Source organism: Brenneria uluponensis, from assembly GCF_032395385.1.
GTDB classification, from domain to species: domain Bacteria; phylum Pseudomonadota; class Gammaproteobacteria; order Enterobacterales; family Enterobacteriaceae; genus Prodigiosinella; species Prodigiosinella aquatilis.
The window spans coordinates 90,971-109,881 of record NZ_CP135917.1 but is presented as its reverse complement, the minus strand read 5'-3'; the positions used below and the strand labels follow the sequence as shown (position 1 = coordinate 109,881).

Annotated in this window: 19 protein-coding genes; 10 read left to right on the top strand and 9 right to left on the bottom strand. The window is 51.9% G+C overall.

The genetic code is table 11. From position 1 onward, the window contains the following. Positions 1-61 precede the first annotated feature (61 nt). Positions 62-355 carry a helix-turn-helix domain-containing protein gene (locus RS889_RS00495; protein WP_315708963.1) on the top strand — a complete coding sequence of 98 codons (294 nt, stop codon included), beginning with the start codon at positions 62-64 and terminating at the stop codon, positions 353-355. Positions 356-421: 66 nt separating this feature from the next. Beyond that, the gene (locus tag RS889_RS00490; protein ID WP_315708962.1) at positions 422-1,405 is read left to right on the top strand and encodes a phage integrase; all 984 of its coding nucleotides are present in this window, start codon (positions 422-424) and stop codon (positions 1,403-1,405) included. Positions 1,406-1,661: 256 nt separating this feature from the next. Here the strand turns inward: RS889_RS00490 and cpxP are convergent, their stop codons facing one another. Continuing rightward, positions 1,662-2,159 carry a cell-envelope stress modulator CpxP gene (gene cpxP, locus RS889_RS00485; protein WP_021013591.1) on the bottom strand — a complete coding sequence of 166 codons (498 nt, stop codon included), beginning with the start codon at positions 2,157-2,159 and terminating at the stop codon, positions 1,662-1,664. A gap of 151 nt (positions 2,160-2,310) precedes the next feature. On the opposite strand from cpxP, the gene cpxR reads away from it, so the two are divergent. The 4 genes from cpxR to RS889_RS00465 all read left to right on the top strand — a co-directional run bounded on the left by cpxR (position 2,311) and on the right by RS889_RS00465 (position 7,541). Then, positions 2,311-3,009 carry an envelope stress response regulator transcription factor CpxR gene (cpxR, locus tag RS889_RS00480; RefSeq protein WP_021013592.1) on the top strand — a complete coding sequence of 233 codons (699 nt, stop codon included), beginning with the start codon at positions 2,311-2,313 and terminating at the stop codon, positions 3,007-3,009. Further along, a complete protein-coding gene (gene cpxA / locus RS889_RS00475; protein WP_315708961.1) occupies positions 3,006-4,376 on the top strand; it encodes an envelope stress sensor histidine kinase CpxA in 1,371 nt (456 codons plus the stop codon). Before cpxR ends, cpxA begins: the two co-directional genes overlap by 4 nt. 232 nt (positions 4,377-4,608) lie before the next feature. Beyond that, positions 4,609-6,810: a PA5441 family protein gene (locus tag RS889_RS00470; RefSeq protein WP_315708960.1), complete on the top strand. Its 2,202-nt coding sequence runs from the start codon at positions 4,609-4,611 to the stop codon at positions 6,808-6,810. Beyond that, positions 6,780-7,541 (top strand): DUF3142 domain-containing protein, encoded by a 762-nt coding sequence (locus tag RS889_RS00465; RefSeq protein WP_315708959.1) that lies wholly within the window; start codon positions 6,780-6,782, stop codon positions 7,539-7,541. The genes RS889_RS00470 and RS889_RS00465 overlap by 31 nt, the downstream gene beginning before the upstream one ends. Before the next feature lie 70 nt (positions 7,542-7,611). On the opposite strand, the gene RS889_RS00460 is transcribed toward RS889_RS00465, so the two are convergent. Beyond that, on the bottom strand, positions 7,612-8,076 hold the full coding sequence (locus RS889_RS00460) for a tRNA (cytidine(34)-2'-O)-methyltransferase (RefSeq protein ID WP_021013596.1): 465 nt from the start codon (positions 8,074-8,076) through the stop codon (positions 7,612-7,614). A 169-nt stretch (positions 8,077-8,245) separates the two neighbouring features. Between RS889_RS00460 and RS889_RS00455 the strand changes: the two genes are divergently transcribed. Beyond that, positions 8,246-8,524, top strand: coding sequence for a hypothetical protein (locus RS889_RS00455; protein ID WP_021013597.1), 279 nt, complete (start codon positions 8,246-8,248; stop codon positions 8,522-8,524). A gap of 17 nt (positions 8,525-8,541) precedes the next feature. On the opposite strand, the gene RS889_RS00450 is transcribed toward RS889_RS00455, so the two are convergent. From RS889_RS00450 to ygbI, 7 genes are all read right to left on the bottom strand, one after another. Then, complete coding sequence (locus RS889_RS00450) at positions 8,542-9,498, bottom strand: AEC family transporter (protein ID WP_315708958.1); 957 nt, start codon at positions 9,496-9,498, stop codon at positions 8,542-8,544. A 65-nt stretch (positions 9,499-9,563) separates the two neighbouring features. Continuing rightward, on the bottom strand, positions 9,564-10,313 hold the full coding sequence (gene ugpQ / locus RS889_RS00445; protein ID WP_315708957.1) for a glycerophosphodiester phosphodiesterase: 750 nt from the start codon (positions 10,311-10,313) through the stop codon (positions 9,564-9,566). Then, positions 10,310-11,386, bottom strand: coding sequence for a sn-glycerol-3-phosphate import ATP-binding protein UgpC (locus tag RS889_RS00440; protein ID WP_021013600.1), 1,077 nt, complete (start codon positions 11,384-11,386; stop codon positions 10,310-10,312). Before RS889_RS00440 ends, ugpQ begins: the two co-directional genes overlap by 4 nt. A gap of 81 nt (positions 11,387-11,467) precedes the next feature. Beyond that, positions 11,468-12,316, bottom strand: coding sequence for a sn-glycerol-3-phosphate ABC transporter permease UgpE (gene ugpE, locus RS889_RS00435; protein ID WP_315708956.1), 849 nt, complete (start codon positions 12,314-12,316; stop codon positions 11,468-11,470). 11 nt (positions 12,317-12,327) lie between these two features. Beyond that, on the bottom strand, positions 12,328-13,215 hold the full coding sequence (gene ugpA / locus RS889_RS00430; protein WP_021013602.1) for a sn-glycerol-3-phosphate ABC transporter permease UgpA: 888 nt from the start codon (positions 13,213-13,215) through the stop codon (positions 12,328-12,330). Positions 13,216-13,268: 53 nt separating this feature from the next. After that, the gene (gene ugpB / locus RS889_RS00425; protein ID WP_315708955.1) at positions 13,269-14,588 is read right to left on the bottom strand and encodes a sn-glycerol-3-phosphate ABC transporter substrate-binding protein UgpB; all 1,320 of its coding nucleotides are present in this window, start codon (positions 14,586-14,588) and stop codon (positions 13,269-13,271) included. A gap of 435 nt (positions 14,589-15,023) precedes the next feature. Next, complete coding sequence (ygbI, locus tag RS889_RS00420; RefSeq protein WP_315708954.1) at positions 15,024-15,785, bottom strand: DNA-binding transcriptional repressor YgbI; 762 nt, start codon at positions 15,783-15,785, stop codon at positions 15,024-15,026. A 300-nt stretch (positions 15,786-16,085) separates the two neighbouring features. On the opposite strand from ygbI, the gene ltnD reads away from it, so the two are divergent. Genes ltnD through otnC form a run of 3 tightly spaced genes read left to right on the top strand, consistent with a single transcriptional unit; the run spans position 16,086 to position 18,909 of the window. Continuing rightward, positions 16,086-17,000 (top strand): L-threonate dehydrogenase, encoded by a 915-nt coding sequence (ltnD, locus tag RS889_RS00415; protein ID WP_315708953.1) that lies wholly within the window; start codon positions 16,086-16,088, stop codon positions 16,998-17,000. Next, entirely contained in the window at positions 16,997-18,271 is a 1,275-nt protein-coding gene (gene otnK / locus RS889_RS00410; protein ID WP_315708952.1) for a 3-oxo-tetronate kinase, read from the top strand. The genes ltnD and otnK overlap by 4 nt, the downstream gene beginning before the upstream one ends. Beyond that, entirely contained in the window at positions 18,268-18,909 is a 642-nt protein-coding gene (gene otnC, locus RS889_RS00405; protein WP_315708951.1) for a 3-oxo-tetronate 4-phosphate decarboxylase, read from the top strand. The genes otnK and otnC overlap by 4 nt, the downstream gene beginning before the upstream one ends. Positions 18,910-18,911: the final 2 nt, after the last annotated feature.

Sequence of the window (18,911 nt, the reverse complement as noted above, 5' to 3'; positions counted from 1 at the left end):
CGAAAGGTCATTACTTAATGACCGTGACGAGAATATAGTCACTAAGTCAGGACCATGTCAAATGAAAATTTCCCAAAAGCTGAAGGCAATTAGAAAGGCTGAAGGGCTAACCCAAGCTAAATTTTGCGAAATCAGTGGCATAGCGCTAGGGACGCTAAAAAACTATGAAGGGGGACACCAAGAGCCTGGTATCCAAGTCGTTTTGCAAGTGACTAACACCAGGCAGTTTGAAAAATACACCCTGTGGTTAATGACGGATAAAACAGCACCGGAAGCTGGGCAGATAGCACCGGCCCTCGCACACATTGGGCCAGACGAAACAAAATCTCACCAATCCAACCAAAATATTGGGTAAATATTTACATAAGTTACATCTTTGATATTGCGTATCAAGATGATGATTACATCGGAGAGTGTTCTTATGGCAATTAAGAAACTTGATGATGGTCGATATGAAGTGGACATTCGCCCGATAGGACGTAACGGAAAACGCATCAGGCGGCGGTTTGAGAAAAAGACAGAAGCGGTAGCCTTTGAACGCTATACGCTGTCCAGAACGGACAAAAAAGAGTGGCAACACGGTTATGGCGTTGAGCATCGCCAGCTCAGTGAACTGGTTGAATTGTGGTGGCTTTACTACGGCCAGAATTTGAAAAATGGCCTGATAGAAAGGCGTCACCTGAAACGGACAACGGCCCAAATGGATGACCCGGAAATTTGCAGGATAAACAAACGCTCAATCCTGGATTTTCGCACCCGGCGATTATACGACGGTATCAGTTCTTCAACGGTCAACCGAGACATCTACCGGCTTTCCGGCATGTTTTCGGCGCTGATAAAGTTGGAAATCTATACTGGTGAGAACCCATTAAGGGAATTGCCACCGTTGCCAGAAAAACAGCCCACAGTCACTTTCCTGACGGAATCGGAGATTGAGCGCTTGCTGGACACGATGGAAGGCGATTCTTATCGGTTGGCCGTTCTGTGCCTGAGTACGGGTGCAAGGTGGGGAGAAGCCAGCACATTACGGGCTGAATTGGTGATGCATAACCGGGTGACGTTTACTGAAACCAAAAACGGTAAAAACAGAACCATTCCGATATCGGAAGAGGTTTCACGGATCATCAAAACCTGCGAAACCGGAAAGCTGTTTAAAGTGGACTACCCGGCATTTTGCGAGCAAATCAAGGCTGTGAAGCCCGATATTCCGAAAGGCCAGGCATCACACATACTGCGGCACACATTCGCCAGCCATTTTGTGATGAACGGGGGAAATCTGGTGGCATTACAGCAGATTTTAGGGCATGCCAGCATTCAGCAAACCATGACTTACGCGCATCTTGCCCCGGACTATCTGCAAAACGCTATAACACTCAACCCATTACGGGGAAAAATAGAGGTTTAGGATCGTCCACATGTTGTCCACACTTGCGGAAAATGGCCCATTTTTGACCACTTTTTAACCGCTTACGATTGCTTGTGATTGCTTAACATCCGTTTGTTTTTAAAGGGTTTTACCGATAAAGCCCCAAAAAAAGCCCTCCATCAAGGAGGGCGAAAAGACAGGGATGGTGTCTATGGCAAGGAAAACAGGTACATCTTTTACACACTACTACTCTCGGCACTACTCACTACCAGGAAATAACTCATTACTGAAAACACTATTTAGACAAACTGAAATTCTGAGCATTCTGGTTCATCATCGACATTTGCTGCTGTATTTTCTGCATATACTGCTGATGTTCCTGATCCAGAGTCTCCTTCTGCTCGGGTGTCAGCAGGTTGTACATTTGGTTGCACACCCTGGCAATTTCTACGCGGCGCGCTACCTGCATATGAACCATTTTGCTCACTAACGCCTTGACAGCAGACGTATCAAAATTTTTCGCCACCACCAATCGGTGCATATCTTCCATATCGCCGACATCATAAGAAGGTGTGCCATGACGAACTTGCTGCATTAAATCACGCATTTGCTGACGCTGATGTTCCGTCAACGTCACACCATCAAACATGCTTTGCTGACTCTGGTCACATTTCATGGCAGATTCATCGTAATGCCAGTCACCCATTGGGAGACTTTCAGCGGCTGCCGTCACAATGATGCCGGACCCCAACATCAGCAACGAAGCAAGTGATAATGTGGCTACGCGTCGCATCAATGACTCCTCAATGTGGTGGTGGCTCAGCGAATTAATGGGTTCAGTCTAATCGCCTTGCTGCAAACATGCGTCAGACGGTGTAAAACTACGTAAAGTCATGGAATAGCGGCTATCTATGACGTATTTTGCCCATGGAGGTAGATAAATCATGAATAAAATCCTGTTGGTTGATGACGATAAAGAGCTAACGTCTTTGCTCAAAGAATTGCTCGAAATGGAAGGCTTTGACGTCGTTGTCGCCTACGATGGCGAACAGGCGTTAAGCGTCCTGGATGACACGATTGACCTGTTATTGCTGGATGTCATGATGCCGAAGAAAAACGGCATCGATACATTGAAAGAAGTTCGCCAGCGTTACCAAACTCCGGTGATCATGCTGACAGCCCGCGGCAGCGAGCTGGATCGTGTGCTGGGTCTGGAACTGGGTGCGGATGATTATTTGCCTAAACCGTTTAATGACCGTGAACTGGTTGCGCGCATCCGTGCCATCCTGCGCCGATCTAACTGGACGGATCAACAACATGCCGGTGAAACCAGTGCACCTACGTTGGAAGTGGATGGACTGCGGCTAAACCCTGGGCGACAGGAAGCCAGCTTTGATGATGTTGTGCTTGATCTGACAGGTACGGAGTTTACGCTGCTGTATCTGCTGGCCCAACGTCTCGGTCAGGTTGTTTCCCGCGAACATCTCAGCCAGGAAGTACTGGGTAAACGGCTGACACCGTTTGATCGCGCTATCGACATGCATATTTCCAATCTGCGACGCAAGTTGCCAGAACGTAAGGATGGGTTGCCCTGGTTTAAAACCCTGCGCGGGCGGGGTTATCTAATGGTTTCCACTGCATGATTAATAGTCTGACCGCCCGTATTTTTGCTATTTTCTGGCTGACACTGGCACTGGTGCTGGTGCTGGTGTTGATGTTGCCAAAGCTGGATTCACGGCAACTGACATCACTGCTCGAAAACGAACAGCGCCAGGGTCTGATACTGAAGCGGCATATTGAAGCCGAACTGGCTGCCGACCCGGCAAACGATCTGCTCTGGTGGCGACGCCTTTTCCGCGTCATCGAAAAATGGGCGCCTCCTGGGCAGCGCCTGCTGCTGGTCACGAGTGAAGGTCGCGTTATCGGCGTTCAGCGTAACGAAATGCAGATAGTGCGCAACTTCATCGGTCAGTCCGATAACCCGGAGTTTCCCAAAAAGAAAAAATATGGGCGCGTTGAGCTACTTGGTCCTTTTATTGTGCATGATGGCGATGATAATTACCTGTTATACATAATCCGCCCATCCAGTAGCCCGCAATCCGATTTTATCAACCTGCTGTTTGACCGCCCACTCCTGTTGTTGATCGTCACCATGCTCATCAGTTCACCACTGCTGCTGTGGCTGGCGTGGAGTCTGGCAAAACCGGCCCGTAAGCTGAAGAACGCGGCTGACGAAGTGGCTCGCGGCAATCTGCGTCAACATCCGGAACTGGAGTCAGGTCCACAGGAATTTCTGGCAACCGGTGCCAGCTTTAACCAGATGGTCAGTGCGTTGGAACGGATGGTCACCGTTCAACAACGGCTATTGTCCGATATCTCCCACGAATTACGTACACCGCTGACCCGTTTACAACTGGCCACGGCACTGCTTCGCCGCCGTCAGGGCGAAGGCAATGAACTCACCCGAATTGAAACGGAAACTCAACGACTGGACAGCATGATTAACGACCTGCTGTTGCTATCGCGTAATCAGCACAAGAACGAGCTATCACGGGAAGTGTTGGGTGCGGACGAACTGTGGGACGATGTATTGGCCAATGCCAGCTTTGAAGCCGAACAGATGGGGAAAACACTGGAGATCACTTCACCACCCGGTGCCTGGATGCTGTGCTGCAATCCATCGGCGCTCGACAGCGCATTAGAAAACGTAGTCCGTAATGCACTGCGTTATTCTCATCACCACATTGCTGTGGCGTTCTCTGCGGATCGCCTGGGTGTGACCATTGTCGTCGGGGATGACGGCCCTGGTGTCAGCCCAGACGATCGTGAACAGATTTTCCGTCCGTTCTATCGTACCGATGAAGCGCGTGACAGGGAGTCTGGCGGAACCGGTCTGGGCTTGGCGATTGTGGAAAATGCCATTTCGCAACATAACGGCTGGGTAAAAGCAGATGACAGCCCGTTAGGCGGCCTGCAACTCACTATCTGGTTACCGTTGTACCAGCGTTAGTTTCCTGTTTATGATACTCGGTGCTGGATGTTCAGCGCCCAGTATATCTCTGACGTCCATTCATTGAGTTTTTCTTTAGGTCGGGTAGAGTGTGTGCTCGACGCCGTTAGTTTTATATTCGGCGCTGACAACGGAGAAATTATCCCATTAGGCGCATGTCTTGCAGGGAGTTCCTGGCCTAATGAGATAGGTTCTTAAATGTCACCTGACACCTCACCACAGGAAAATGGGCATGAAAGGATTATTTGTACTGGCTGGCGTCGCCATTACCGTACTCAGCACTTATGCGTTCGGCTCCAGCGACGGCATCTGTGGCTTTTCAGATGCTGATTGCGGTATACCAGCACTGCCCTACCTTCTGCCTGATAACGATACCCGCACGAATCTGATGCTGCTGGAAAGCAGTCGCAATCATATTGACTTACCCATTCCCCAGCCAGTGCCGGATCAGGCCAGTTCTCGTATTGATCCGTTCACTGCTTATCGGGTAATGGGACTGGCGGCAACGGAAGACACCACGCAAGACGTCACGCCAAACAATGCGGCGGATGCCAATGCCTCCGCCGATGATGTGGTGGCGCAGGAGAACACGGTGCTACTGCAAAAAGCCGGACTGCTCCATCTTCCATCAGCTACACAGGAACAGCTGCGCGACCTGACACCAATGGAGATGGAAGGACGCTGGGTTTCTAATGATTTGACTGCGTTGGCGACTTTTTTCGATGTATTGCTAAATGATAAAGATCTGGATGACGCGCAGCGTATCTTGCTGGCACAAATCCGGATAGACATCATCTCGACCGACCATCCTTCCAAGGCGATAGCGACGGAACTGGTCAATCTGCCGGATAGTGGCCATGCGGGCGATCTCAAGCACTACCTCGATAGCGCCGCAGCGTTTTATGAAGGGAATCTTGATCAGGCGGGCAGCGGCTTCCAGCAACTGGTCAACGCCAGCCAGCCGTGGGTGGCGGAAACCGCTCGTTATATGCTGATACGCGTTGCCATTAATGACGCGATGAAAAACGCGCAGGACGAATACAACATGTTCGATGCGCGCAAGATGGATAAACAAGCCGGACAGACCGCCGTACAACGTATTAACGACTATCTGAAGCACTATCCGCACGGGAACTACGCAGACTCGGCTCGTGGATTGTATCGTCGTGCCTACTGGATCATTGGTGATATGCGTGAACTGGCAGAAAGTTATCAGAAAACGCTGGCATCGGTGAATAACGTCAGCGATTTACAGGAAGTCAGTAATGAAGTTGACAACAAATTGCTGGAAGACAGTCGATTTATTGCTTCGGCTGAAGTGCCCGTTCTGATGCTGGTGCAGGATATCAAACGCCTGCGTAGTGAGGATGGCTGGATGGGTCTTCCCGCGTTGAAGCAAGAAGAGATTAACCAGCAGCGGCCGTGGTTTGAAAAAGCGGGCATGCGGGATGAATACCGTTACCTGCAAGCTGCATTTCAATTTTACCAACAGAAGGATTATGCGGCAGTACTCAAAACCATCCCTATGACCACTCGCCAGGATCTGACCCACACTACGGCGTTCAGTTCGCAGGTTCTGCGTGGTTTGGCACTGGACCATCAGAAACAATGGAGCGCCGCCACCGCGCATTGGCGTCATCTTTTAACCCTGAAAACCAACTATACCCAACAACAGTTTCTGCAACTGGCGCTAGCGCAAACACTGGTCAACAGTGGCCACCCGGAGCTGGTGTTCACACCGGAAAGTCCGATAACTAACCTGCGTTTTCGCTCGGCAATACTGAAAATCAGCGCGAATGCCGACCTGCTGCGTAAACAGACCGGCCCCGAGCAAAGCCATGAAGAGCGGGCAATTGCGTTACATACCTTGTTAACCAAACAGTTAACACACGGTGATTACGCCGGTTATCTGAAAGACAGCGCATTGCTGAAATCTATTGCGCCGCTGAAAAGCACCGAAAACCAAAGCTGGAGTGAGGATGATCTGACAGTGTTTGACTGGGACGGCAGTGATACCGAAGATGGCTATCAATGCCCGACGTTGCAACAGACAGTCACCACGCTGAGCCAGAATCCGAATGATGCCCACGCCATTAACTGTCTGGGAGAATTTTTCCTGCGCACCGGAAATACAGTGGGATTCGATTGGGGAGAAGACAATATGCTCAGCGGCCTGACGGAAGCCGTAAGCCAGTTTACTGGTGATGAGCATAACCGCCTGGATGGTTACATGCAGGTCATCGCCTCTCCGAAAGCGCCACCGGAAGACAAGAGTTATGCGCTCTACCGCGCAATTTATTGCTACGCCCCCAGCGGCTATAACGACTGTGGATCACAGAACATCAGTAAGGCGACCCGCAGAGCCTGGTTCCAACAACTCAAAACCGAGTTTAAAGGCAGTCAATGGGCGATGCAGCTCAAATACTATTGGTGACGCGTATCGCCTTGCTGACCAGCCTTTTAGTGCTTAGTCCGGTGGTTTATAGCGCCGTTAACGCCGCTCACTATCATGCATTCTGGTTGTGGGCAGCTGTCCGGCCTCAGCCAGTGTTGCATCAGGCAGAGACACTTTATCTGCATCAGGGAGAGATCACCCGTCGTCAGGGCAAAACCGTCTTTCTGCGACAGGGAATTCCTGTCAGCAAGCTGCATATCAACCATTTGTGGCTCACCTATCGCGTCTCAACACTGAACATCAGTGAAAAGCAGCTACGCCGGATGTTAAAAATACGGGAGAAATGGCTCGCCAACGGTAATCAGGTTGCGGGTATTCAAATTGATTTCGACGCACGAAGCTATGAATTAGCACATTACGTAACCTTCCTGCAGACACTGCGGCGACAGTTGCCCACAACGTGCCGCCTGAGCGTTACCGGCCTGCTGGACTGGGCGAAAACCGGTGACATTAAGCAGCTTAACCGACTGAATCACGTCGTGGATGAACTAGTGGTACAAACCTATCAGGGGCGCCATACCATCAATAATTACCGTGATTATCTGCCCGCCCTGCTGGCACTAAAAGTTCCCTTTCGTATTGGGCTAATACAGCACGGACGGTGGGACGAGCGCTGGCAATATCGACTAGCCGCCTCACCTTTCTACCGCGGCGAAGCGGTATTTCTTATCAATCCGGTTCCTGCCCGACGGGTGCCGATCACCCATTGAGTCGATTTTCTGCGCACCAGAGAGAAGTATGGTTCACCACCCTTCTGGCAAGTATCGATATCACTAAAGACTAGCGCCGGCCACCAAATCCGTTTTGTCGCCAGGCTTCGTAGCTAATAATCGCCACCGAATTGGAAAGATTCAGGCTGCGACAGTCAGGCTCCATTGGAATGCGGATACGACATTCCGGTGCAAAACCGTTACGGATAGCATCCGGCAGTCCAGACGTTTCCGAACCGAACAGCAACACATCGCCGGGCTGATAATTGGGCTCGTCATATGGACGACTGCCTTTGGTGGTGCAGGCAAAAATACGGCATCCTTCCACCGCCTGTAGAAATTCCTGATAGTTTTTATGACGACTGACACTGGCCAGATCGTGATAATCCAGTCCGGCACGGCGTAATTTTTTTTCTTCAAAATCGAAACCGAACGGTTCAATCAAATGCAGGAAACAGCCATTATTGGCTGCCAGCCGGATGATATTGCCAGTATTGGGTGCAATTTGTGGCTCGTAGAGCGCAATATGAAACATGGGATGAGGTCAATCGCAAAGAAAATTTTGACGGCAGTATATATCATTCATATGGATCACCCCAAAACCGGGGGCTCACCGATGCCGGTGTCTATATCAGGACGATTCATTGATTGACGATTATACTTAAGATACGTTTACTAAAATGGACTATTGTTACCGAGGTCATATGAATAAAACACTTATCCCGGTCATACTACTAACTTCACTGCTACTGCCGCTGGCGGTACAGGCCGGTAATGCACAGGCGCCTTCAGCCCAGCAGAAAGAATTTGATAACGGCATTAGCAGCCAGAAAAAGCTGCTACAGAATATGCAACAGAATCAAAAGATACATCAACAGAGCCTGAACCAGGATATCAAGCAGCGCAGCCGTGAACAGCAACAGCAGTTGCAATTACAGCTCCAGCAACAACGACTACAGGCACAGAAACCGAATTCAAAATAACGCGGCAGAACTGGACATCACATCCGAACCCCCATCAAGGTCAGAATCAGCGGCGTAGTAACCGCCGCCAGCGCGGTAGACATCAGCAGGCTGGCGGCGATAGGACCACCCAGCACATTAAACTGACGTGACATCAGATAGATATTAACGCCTACCGCCATTGAGCCAAGTAGCACCACCACCCGGGTTTCCATCTCCGGCAGGCCAAGTGCCCGGGCCAACAGCCACACCACCAGCGGTTGTACCAACAATTTGATAATGCAGACAGCCATGCTGATCTGCCAGCCATCACGGACACGGTATTCCGCCAATCCCATTCCCAGCGCCACCAGCGACAGTGGTACCGCGATTTGCCCCAGCATGGCGATCGGCTTATCAATTGTGGATGGTAGCGACAACCCAGTGAGACTAAATAACGTGCCAGAAAGAATGCCAACAATCAGTGGGTTTTTCAGTACGCCAAGCGTGGTTTTGGTGAATCCCTGCATGGACAGCGTACCGTTGCGCGCCCACTCTACCGATATAGTGACCAACGTCCACAAAATCAGGCCATTAAACACCAGCACCAACGCTACTGACGGGATAGCTGCTGGCCCCAGCATCAGGGTAGCTATCGGCAAACCCAGCATCACGTTATTGGAAAAGATACCGCTTAGGGCAAATACAGAGCCGGATACACCATCCAGCCGGAATATCTTGTTGGCAATTAGCCGTCCCAGCACAAATACAATCATGCAACTGCCGAAAAAAGCGATCAGCAAACGAGCATCCACGGCCGGCCGTTTGGAGAAATCGCACATCATGCGAAACAGCATGGCAGGCAAGGCAACGGAGAATACAAATTTGCTGAGAGCGTCCGTGACCGTAGTAGACCATCTTCCGCAACGGATCAGGCCGTAACCCAGCATAATCAATACAAACAGAGGTAATGACAGGAAAATCTGGTGCCAGAGAGAAATGATAAACGTGGGCATTGCCCCTTCCTTAACGCTTATTTTTAACCGGCACTCAGTGCGCTAATCGGCAAGACAAGCAGAATTCAGCCGGCAGCAAAGTCTGCCCCAATCAAATCTATCCGGTCAGTACAGATACAGTCAACGCCCCATTGCAACAAGGTTCGTGCTCGCGCTGGCTGATTGACGGTATAAACCAGTATACGTAACCCGGCATCTTTCAGTAACGCCACTCGGGATTCATCCAGCAATTGATGATTCAGATGAATGGAGACACAGCCCAGGCGTTGCGTCAGGACTTGCCAGTCGTCGTTCCATTCATCCAGCAACAGGCCGCGAGGCAATCCCGGTACCGCTTGCTGCGCCGCCGCCAACGCCTCCACCGCAAAAGACGAGAGCAACGGTGCCACCGGATGGTCTCGCCACAATTGCTGGGCTGCCAGCGCGACCACCCGCCCGGTTTCAGCTTCACAGCCAGTGGTGGGTTTGATTTCGATATTTGCCGCCATACCATATTTTGCACAACGCTGTGCCACCTCAGAAAGCAGTGGCAGCGGCTCGCCCTTGAAATCCTGACTGTACCAACCACCGGCATCCAGCGTAACCAGCTTATCCCACGGCAACAAACCCGCCATACCCCAACCATTGCTGGTACGATCCAACGTGTCGTCATGTAGCAGGAAAACCTGCCCGTCCTGCGATAGCTTGGCGTCGAACTCAATCATCCGGTGACCGTGCCGGGCACCGACATCAATCGCCGCCAGCGTGTTTTCAGGTGCCAACGAACCGCCGCCACGGTGGGCGACGATAGCCGGGTAAGGCCAGTTATTTATCATGCTTCTATCCGTAATCCGCTTTGTGAATCAAATAAATGCCATGCTGTTTCCGGCAAATGCAGCCACAAGGTCGACCCCACGTCCGGGCAGTGTTCATGCGACAAACGCACAATAATATTTTGCCCCGCCCATTTACCGTGCGCCAGATTATCCGCGCCCAGCAACTCCAGTGTGTCGACGATCAGCGGAATGCCGCCCGCCGCTTGTGTAGAGAGCTGAATATGCTCCGGACGCACACCCAGCGTCAATGCACATCCCTGCCATTGTGGTTTCGGTATCGACAATGGAATGGCAAAATCGGGTGACAGGGCAAAACGGCTACCATCATCACTCATGTTTCCGGCCCATAGATTCATGGCCGGAGAACCGATAAAGCTGGCTACAAACAGGGACGCCGGGCGGCGGTAGATTTCCGCCGGTGCGCCAATCTGCTCGGCGACGCCTTTATTCATCACAATCACCCGCTGGGCCAGCGTCATCGCTTCCACTTGATCGTGAGTGACATACAGGCTGGTGGTTTTCAGTCGCCGGTGCAGTTGCTGCAACTCAAGACGCATCTGCACACGCAGCTTGGCATCCAGATTCGATAACGGTTCATCAAACAGGAACACCGACGGTTCCCGCACAATGGCACGTCCCATCGCCACACGTTGCCGCTGACCGCCAGACAGCTCACGCGGTTTACGCGTCAGCAAGGGCTGTAGTTCCAGAATACGGGCCGCTTCCTCTACTCGCTGGCGAATATGCCCTTTACCAAACCCGCGAATTTTCAGCCCGTAAGCCATATTATCGTAAACATTCATATGTGGATAAAGCGCGTAGTTCTGGAAAACCATCGCAATACCGCGATCTTTCGGCTCCCGATCGGTCACCCGTTCGTCACCGATATAGATATCGCCACTGGTGGTCTGTTCCAGCCCCGCCACCATCCGCAACAGTGTGGATTTCCCGCAGCCGGATGGCCCGACCATCACCACAAATTCACCGTCTGCCACATCCAGATCAATGGGCTGAATTACCTGTGTTTTGCCGTCGTAGGATTTGGTAACGGCCTGAAGTTTTAAACATGCCATAAAAAATATCCGGGGGAAAATACGTAACGCCGCGCAACAGCGGCCCTCTGATTAACGGGCAAGATAACCCGCCATAACGTTTTATTTCTCACTATCAACCAGGCCGCGCACGAACCAGCGTTGCATCAGCATCACAACCAACAACGGCGGCAACATGGTCAGCAACATTGCCGACATCACCTGATTCCACTCGGTTGGGCTATCACCGATGGCAATCATGCTCTGAATACCGGCCACCGCCGTACCCAGACGGGCATCACTTATAATCAGCAATGGCCATAGATACTGATTCCAGCCATAAATGAACGTGATGACAAACAGTGCCGCCAGATTGGTTTTGGATAATGGCAGCACCATGTCGAAGAAAAAGCGCATCGGGCCGGCGCCATCAATGCGCGCCGCTTCCAATAGTTCATTCGGTAAAGTCATGAAGAATTGCCGAAACAGAAATGTGGCAGTAGCAGACGCCATCAGCGGCAGAGTCAATCCGGTGTAACTGTTCATGATGTGGAGATGGGACATCACCTCAATCGTCGGAAAAATACGCACTTCCACTGGTAGCATCAGGGTGATAAAAATAAGCCAAAAGAATAGATTACGGAACGGAAAGCGGAAATAAACGATGGCAAAGGCGGAAAGCATCGACACGCTGATTTTCCCCAGCGTAATGGTCAGCGCCATGATAAAACTGTTAATCAGCATCCGCCCGAAAGGGGCGCTGTTATTGTCGCCGACACCATGTTGCCAGATGTAGCTCAGGTTTTCCCACAAATGGCCGCCGGGAATCAGCGTCATCGGCACCTGAAATACCTGATCATGATCCAGCGTCGCGGCGACAAACGCCACATACAGCGGAAACAACACCACCAGAATGGCAATAACCAGCATGATATGGCTGAAAATATCCAACCCGCGACGTTTTTCAATCATTGCGTTCCTGATCATTGATAATTCACCCTTCGTTCGACAAAGCGGAACTGAATCACGGTCAGAACAATAACCACAAACATCAGCACCACTGACTGCGCCGCCGAGCTGGAGAGATCGAGTCCGGCAAACCCTTCGCGGTAGATCTTGTAAATCAGCGTGGTGGTGGCCTGCACCGGCCCACCCTCCGTGGCGGCATCAATCACCGGGAAAGTATCAAAGAAGGCGTACACCAGGTTGACCACCAGCAGAAAGAAACTCACCGGCGAAATCAGCGGTAGTACCAGATTGAAAAAACGCCGGACTGGACCGGCACCGTCAATCGCCGCCGCTTCAATCAGGGAGCGGGGTATCGATTGCAAAGCAGCCAGAAAAAACAGGAAGTTATAGCTGATTTGTTTCCACACCGACGCCAGCACCACCAGAAACATCGCCTGGCCGCTATTCTGTGCGTGGTTCCAGTTATACCCAACCTGTTCCAGTGCATAAGTAATCAACCCCATTCCGGGATTGAACAAAAACATCCACAATACCGCTGCGACAGCTGGCGCCACAGCGTAAGGCAGCATCAGCAGCGTCTGGTAAAAACGGCTGAAACGGATGACATAGTCCACCAATGCCGCCAGAAACAACGAAATAATCAACCCGGAACCCGCCACCAGAGAACTGAATACCAGCGTGGTGTAAAACGCTCCCAGGTAATAGGTGTCGTGGAGCAGGTTGACGAAGTTAGCCAGCCCGACAAATTGGCTGGATAACCCGAACGGATCCACGTTTTGTACCGAATACCACAGTGCCTGCCCGGCAGGCCAGAGGAAAAAAACCACAGTGATCGCCATCTGCGGTAAAACCAGTGCATAGGGTAGCCAGCTGCGACCAAAAACAGGACGGGAAGAGGTCATGTACATCGTTCTCAGAAAGGGATGGCCGATTCCTTTCGGCCCGGAATACAATTTTACTTATTGGCTTGTTCAAAACGACGCAACAGCACATTGCCGCGCGCTACTGCGGAATCCAGCGCTTGTTGCGGGGTTTTCTTGCCAGTCCAGACGCTTTCCAGCTCTTCATCCATAACAGCACGAATCTGCGGCATGTTGCCCAGACGTATACCCTTGGTGAACGGCAACGGCGGCTTGTTCAGCATCTGACGAGTTGCAATATCTGCACCGGGGTTCTTATCATAAAAACCTTGCTGTTTGGTCAACTCATAAGCAGCAGTCGTAATCGGCAGATAACCGGTTTTCTGATGCCACTCGGCAGCAATTTTCGGCGATGTCAGGAACTGCAAGAACTCAGCGACACCTTTATAAGTCGCGGCATCTTTACCTTTCATCACCCACAGGCTGGCCCCACCGATGATGGCGTTTTGCGGTGCGCCTTTTACGTCCGCGTCATAAGGCATCATTGCTACGCCGAAGTTGAATTTGGCGTATTGGCGGATGTTGGCCAGTGAACCAGAAGAGGTGGTAAGCATGGCGCAATCACCGTTATAGAACTTCGGGGTCGCTTCATCTTTACGGCCGTAGTAGCTGAAATCACCTTTCTTAAGCATATTTTCCAACATCTGGATATGCCTGACCTGCACCGGCTTGTTGAATTCCAACACAGCATCCATACCATCAAAACCGTTGTTTTTAGTGGCGAAGGGCAAACCGTTCCAGGCGCTGAAGTTTTCAAGCTGAACCCAACCCTGCCAGCCGCTGGTATAACCGCACTTCATACCGGCAGCACGCAATTTGGCGGCGTCTGCGGCCAATTGCTGCCAGGTTTTGGGCGGCTGTTCTGGATTAAGACCGGCTTTTTTGAAGGCGTCTTTGTTGTAATACAGTACCGGTGTTGAGCTGTTAAATGGCTGCGACAGCAGGTGTCCGGTTTTGGAATCGGAGTAATAGCCGGATATCGAAGGAACAAACGCTTTCTCATCGGATGGGATGCCAGCCTGCTGGAACACCTGGTAGACAGGCTTGATCGCCTTGCTGGCCATCATGGTAGCCGTGCCCACTTCATAAACCTGTAGGATGGCAGGCGGATTACCACTGCGGAATGCGGCAATACCCGCCGCCAGATTTTGATCGTAGTTACCTTTGTAGACGGGTACGATTTTGACATCGCTATGGCTCTGGTTAAAGCGGTCCACCAGCGAATTCACGGTCTTGCCCAATTCACCGTCCATTGAGTGCCAGAAAGGGATCTCGGTTACCGCCAGTGCCTGAGTGCTAAGTGCCATTGTAATGGCTACACCGGCTACGGCTTTACGAATAGCGTGGTTAAACATGCCTGTCTCCTGGAATCATTGATTACGCCTGAGTAAAACGGCGTGTTTTATATTCGGGAGCTAACATGGCATGCCCAGATGACAGAAAAATAACCACTAAATGACAGGCAAATGACAGCTGCATACGATTGCATTCCGCCACTGTACGTTTGGCCTGTCAATCTGGTTATCATGTCGCCGTTATTCGCAAAATACGCATTCCCATCTTATGTAGCCTCGCTGTTTCGACTACCAACAACACGCTATTTTTTATTATGTGAGAAAGTGATCTTTTTATTATCAGAATGTTGCTTCCTCACAGGGCAACCCGCCCGCGTCTCATGCCGGTCAGTTAAACACCGAGATACACGGGCCGACCGCAGAGGTGCGGTGTCCCTCCGGGAACCTCATCCTGCATTTCCCCTAAAATCTGTCTATCGGCATAACAATGCCACATCACCGCGCCACCAGTACCTCAACGTCTATTTTCCTCAACGCTTCCTGTGCGGCAATGGGTAAACCATCGTCGGTAATAATGCTGTCAAATACCGTTAGTGGTGTCGCCAGATAGGTGGCGATACGACCGTATTTTGAGGTGTCGCTTAGTAAAATGCACTTGCTGCTGGCTGCCACTATCGCCCGTTTGACGGCGACTTTGTCTTCATTGGGCGTGGACAAGCCGCGCAGGCTCCAGGAAGAAGCCGAAACAAACGCGATATCAATAAACAGATTACGCAGTGCCTGCGCTGCCGCTTCTCCCACGCAGGAGCAGTTTTCCCGGCACAAGGTGCCGCCAGTATGGATCATACGACACTGGCTGGATTCAATTAAAAACCCGGCAATGACAAAATCGTTGGTGACAATCAGCAAATCGTCCCGTGCCGCCAGTTGCCGCGCCAGCGATAGCGTAGTAGTGCCTGCATCCAGATAAATACAGCTGTTGTGCGGGATCTGCTGCGCCGCCAGCCGGCCAATCGCGTCTTTCTGCTGGCTGAACATGACGGATTTATCCTGATGAGACGGTTCTGCCGCCAGCCGTTCCGGCGAACGCACACCACCGGACACACTGAGTAGTAGCCCATCCTGTTCCAGTTTTTGCACGTCTCGTCGTACCGTCATGTGCGATACGCCCAGCGTTTCCATCAGTTCGCTGATGCTGACCACGCCACGTTCAGTAATCAGTGACAAAATCTTTTGATGACGCTCTACCGGTATCACCACGCACTCCTGTTGGTTTTCGTGATAAATATTGTGATATCACTCATTATTCAGGGTGATAATTACCATAAATTCACGTGATAAGCCATGCAGCGATTAACATATTCAACACGGCCATAAATATAACCTGTTGATATAAAAAGATTAGTAACATTTATCACAAACATTGCTTTCACTGGAGCGTTTGATAATACCACCTGAATATTAATTTATGTGATGACAGTCACCATAATAACAGACAACTGCGCTTACATTTAACACAATAGAACAAATAATCACTAAACTTAACAGGCGACAGTCATGAATGAAACCTTAACGTATTCGGTAGCGGTCATCGGTCTGGGATCGATGGGATTTGGTGCAGCCACGTCCTGCATCAACGCCGGGCTCACTACCTATGGCATCGATATCAACCCGCAGACACTGGAGCGCTTGCGCCAGGAAGGTGCGGCACAAACCGCCACCCGTATCGACGACTTTGCCGACCAGTTGGACGCCGTAGTCCTGCTGGTCGTGAATGCCGCGCAGGTGAAAAGCATTCTGTTTGGTGAAGCGAGTGTCGCCGCCAAACTCAAGGCCGGTACGGCGGTCATGGTGTCATCCACCATTTCAGCCCAGGATGCCAAAGACATTGCCGCACAATTGGCAGAGCATCAGTTGTTGATGCTCGACGCCCCGGTATCTGGCGGCGCGGTCAAGGCCGCTGCCGGTGATATGACCGTCATGGCCTCCGGCAGCGACGATGTATTCAACAAACTGGAGCCGGTATTGAACGCGGTAGCGGGCAAGGTGTATCGCATCGGCAACGAAATTGGCCTCGGCGCCACCGTAAAAATCATTCATCAGTTACTGGCAGGTGTGCATATCGCCGCCGGAGCAGAAGCAATGGCGCTGGCAGCCCGGGCCGGTATCCCGCTGGACGTAATGTACGATGTGGTGACCCACGCGGCTGGCAACTCGTGGATGTTTGAAAACCGTATGCGTCACGTAGTGGACGGCGACTATACGCCAAAATCCGCCGTCGATATCTTCGTCAAGGATCTGGGATTGGTGACCGACACCGCCAAAGCGCTGCATTTCCCGCTGCCGCTGGCTTCCACCGCTTTCAATATGTTTACCGCCGCCAGCAACGCCGGATTTGGTAAGCAGGATGACAGTGCGGTGATCAAAGTCTTCAGCGGTATTACGCTGCCGGAAAAACGGGAGGACGCATGATCACTCTTGGCGTTATCGCAGACGATTTTACCGGTGCTACGGATATCGCCAGTTTTCTGGTGCAGAACGGCCTGTCGACCGTACAACTGAATGGCGTACCGGAAGCCGATTATCAGGTAACGGCGCAGGCAGTGGTCATTAGCCTGAAATCCCGCTCCTGTTCGGCTGAACAGGCGGTTGCCGACGCGCTGAAGGCGCTTGCCTGGCTACAGCGACAGGGTTGTCAGCAGTTCTATTTCAAATATTGCTCCACTTTCGACAGCACCGTCCACGGGAATATCGGGCCGGTGACCGATGCACTGCTGGACGCGTTGGGCGAATCCATGACGGTGATTTCCCCGGCGTTGCCGGTAAATGGTCGTACCGTGTATCAGGGTTATCTATTTGTGATGGAGCAGTTGCTGTCGGAATCCGGTATGCGTCACCACCCGGTCACCCCCATGACGGACAGTAACCTGCTGCGGCTGATGGAACAGCAAGCCAATGGACGCGCCGGGCTGGTGCCATACGCCGTCATGGACCAGGGGCCAGCGGCGGTAAAACAGCATTTGGCGCAACTTCGGGAACAGGGATGCCGCTACGCGGTACTGGATACCCTGAACGAACAGCATCTGTTGACACAGGGCGATGCGCTGCGGGAAATGAAACTGGTGACCGGCGGTTCCGGGCTGGCTATCGGTCTGGCGCGGGTGTGGGCCACATCAGCGCCACAATCAACCACTGCCACGCAAGCCGGATTACCACAACCGGGCGCTGGTATAGTGCTTTCCGGCTCCTGTTCAGTGATGACCAACCAACAGGTGGCGCGTTATTGCCAGCAGGCCGCCCATCAGGCCATCGATGTGGCCCGTTGCCTTGAAAGTGAGAGCGCACTGCAAACTTATGCCCATGAACTGGCTCGCTGGGCAGAGGAACACCGTAACGACGTGCTGGCACCGTTACTGTACGCCACCGCGGCACCGGAAGCATTGGCCACTATTCAACAACGTTTTGGGGCACAAGCCAGCAGTCATGCGGTAGAAACCCTGTTCGCCTGCGTGGCCAGCCAGCTACAGACGGCAGGATTCCGGCGTTTTATCATCGCTGGCGGCGAAACCTCCAGCAGGGTGGTGCAGACGTTGGGCATTCGCGCGTTCCACATCGGTCCGACTATTTCCCCTGGCGTTCCGTGGGTTAAATCCACCGACCATCCGTTATCACTGGCATTGAAATCCGGCAACTTTGGTGATGAAGACTTTTTTGCCCGAGCACAACAGGAGTTTGCCTTATGACAGGTCATCAGCCCACCCATGAGCAACTGGCGCGTGACGAAATGGTCAGGCTGGGTGCGTCATTTTTTCAGCGCGGTTATGCCACTGGCTCTGCGGGCAATCTTTCGCTGCTGCTGGATGATGGCACGCTACTCGCTACCCCGACGGGTTCCTGTCTGGGAGAATTGCAGGCAGAGCGACTTTCGAAGGTCAGGCTCGATGGGGAGTGGCTTTCCGGCGATAAACCCTCTAAAGAGGTGAGTTTCCATCGGGCGTTGTATCTCAATAATCCGGCCTGCCGTGCCGTGGTACATCTGCACAGCGCCTATTTAACTGCGCTCTCCTGTCTGGAAGGATTAAATACACAGGATGCCATCCGGCCCTTTACGCCATATGTAGTGATGCGGGTCGGTCAGGTGCCAGTGGTGCCTTATTACCGTCCGGGAGATGCCCGTCTGGGTGAAGATCTGGCCGCACTCGCACCACACTATAGCGCCTTTCTGCTGGCTAATCATGGTCCGGTGGTCACTGGCAAGGATTTGCGGGCCGCCGCAGACAATATGGAAGAGCTGGAAGAAACCGCCAAACTGATTTTCATTCTTGGCGACCGACGTATTCGCTACTTAACTGGCGAAGAAATTGCTGAATTACGGAGTTAATC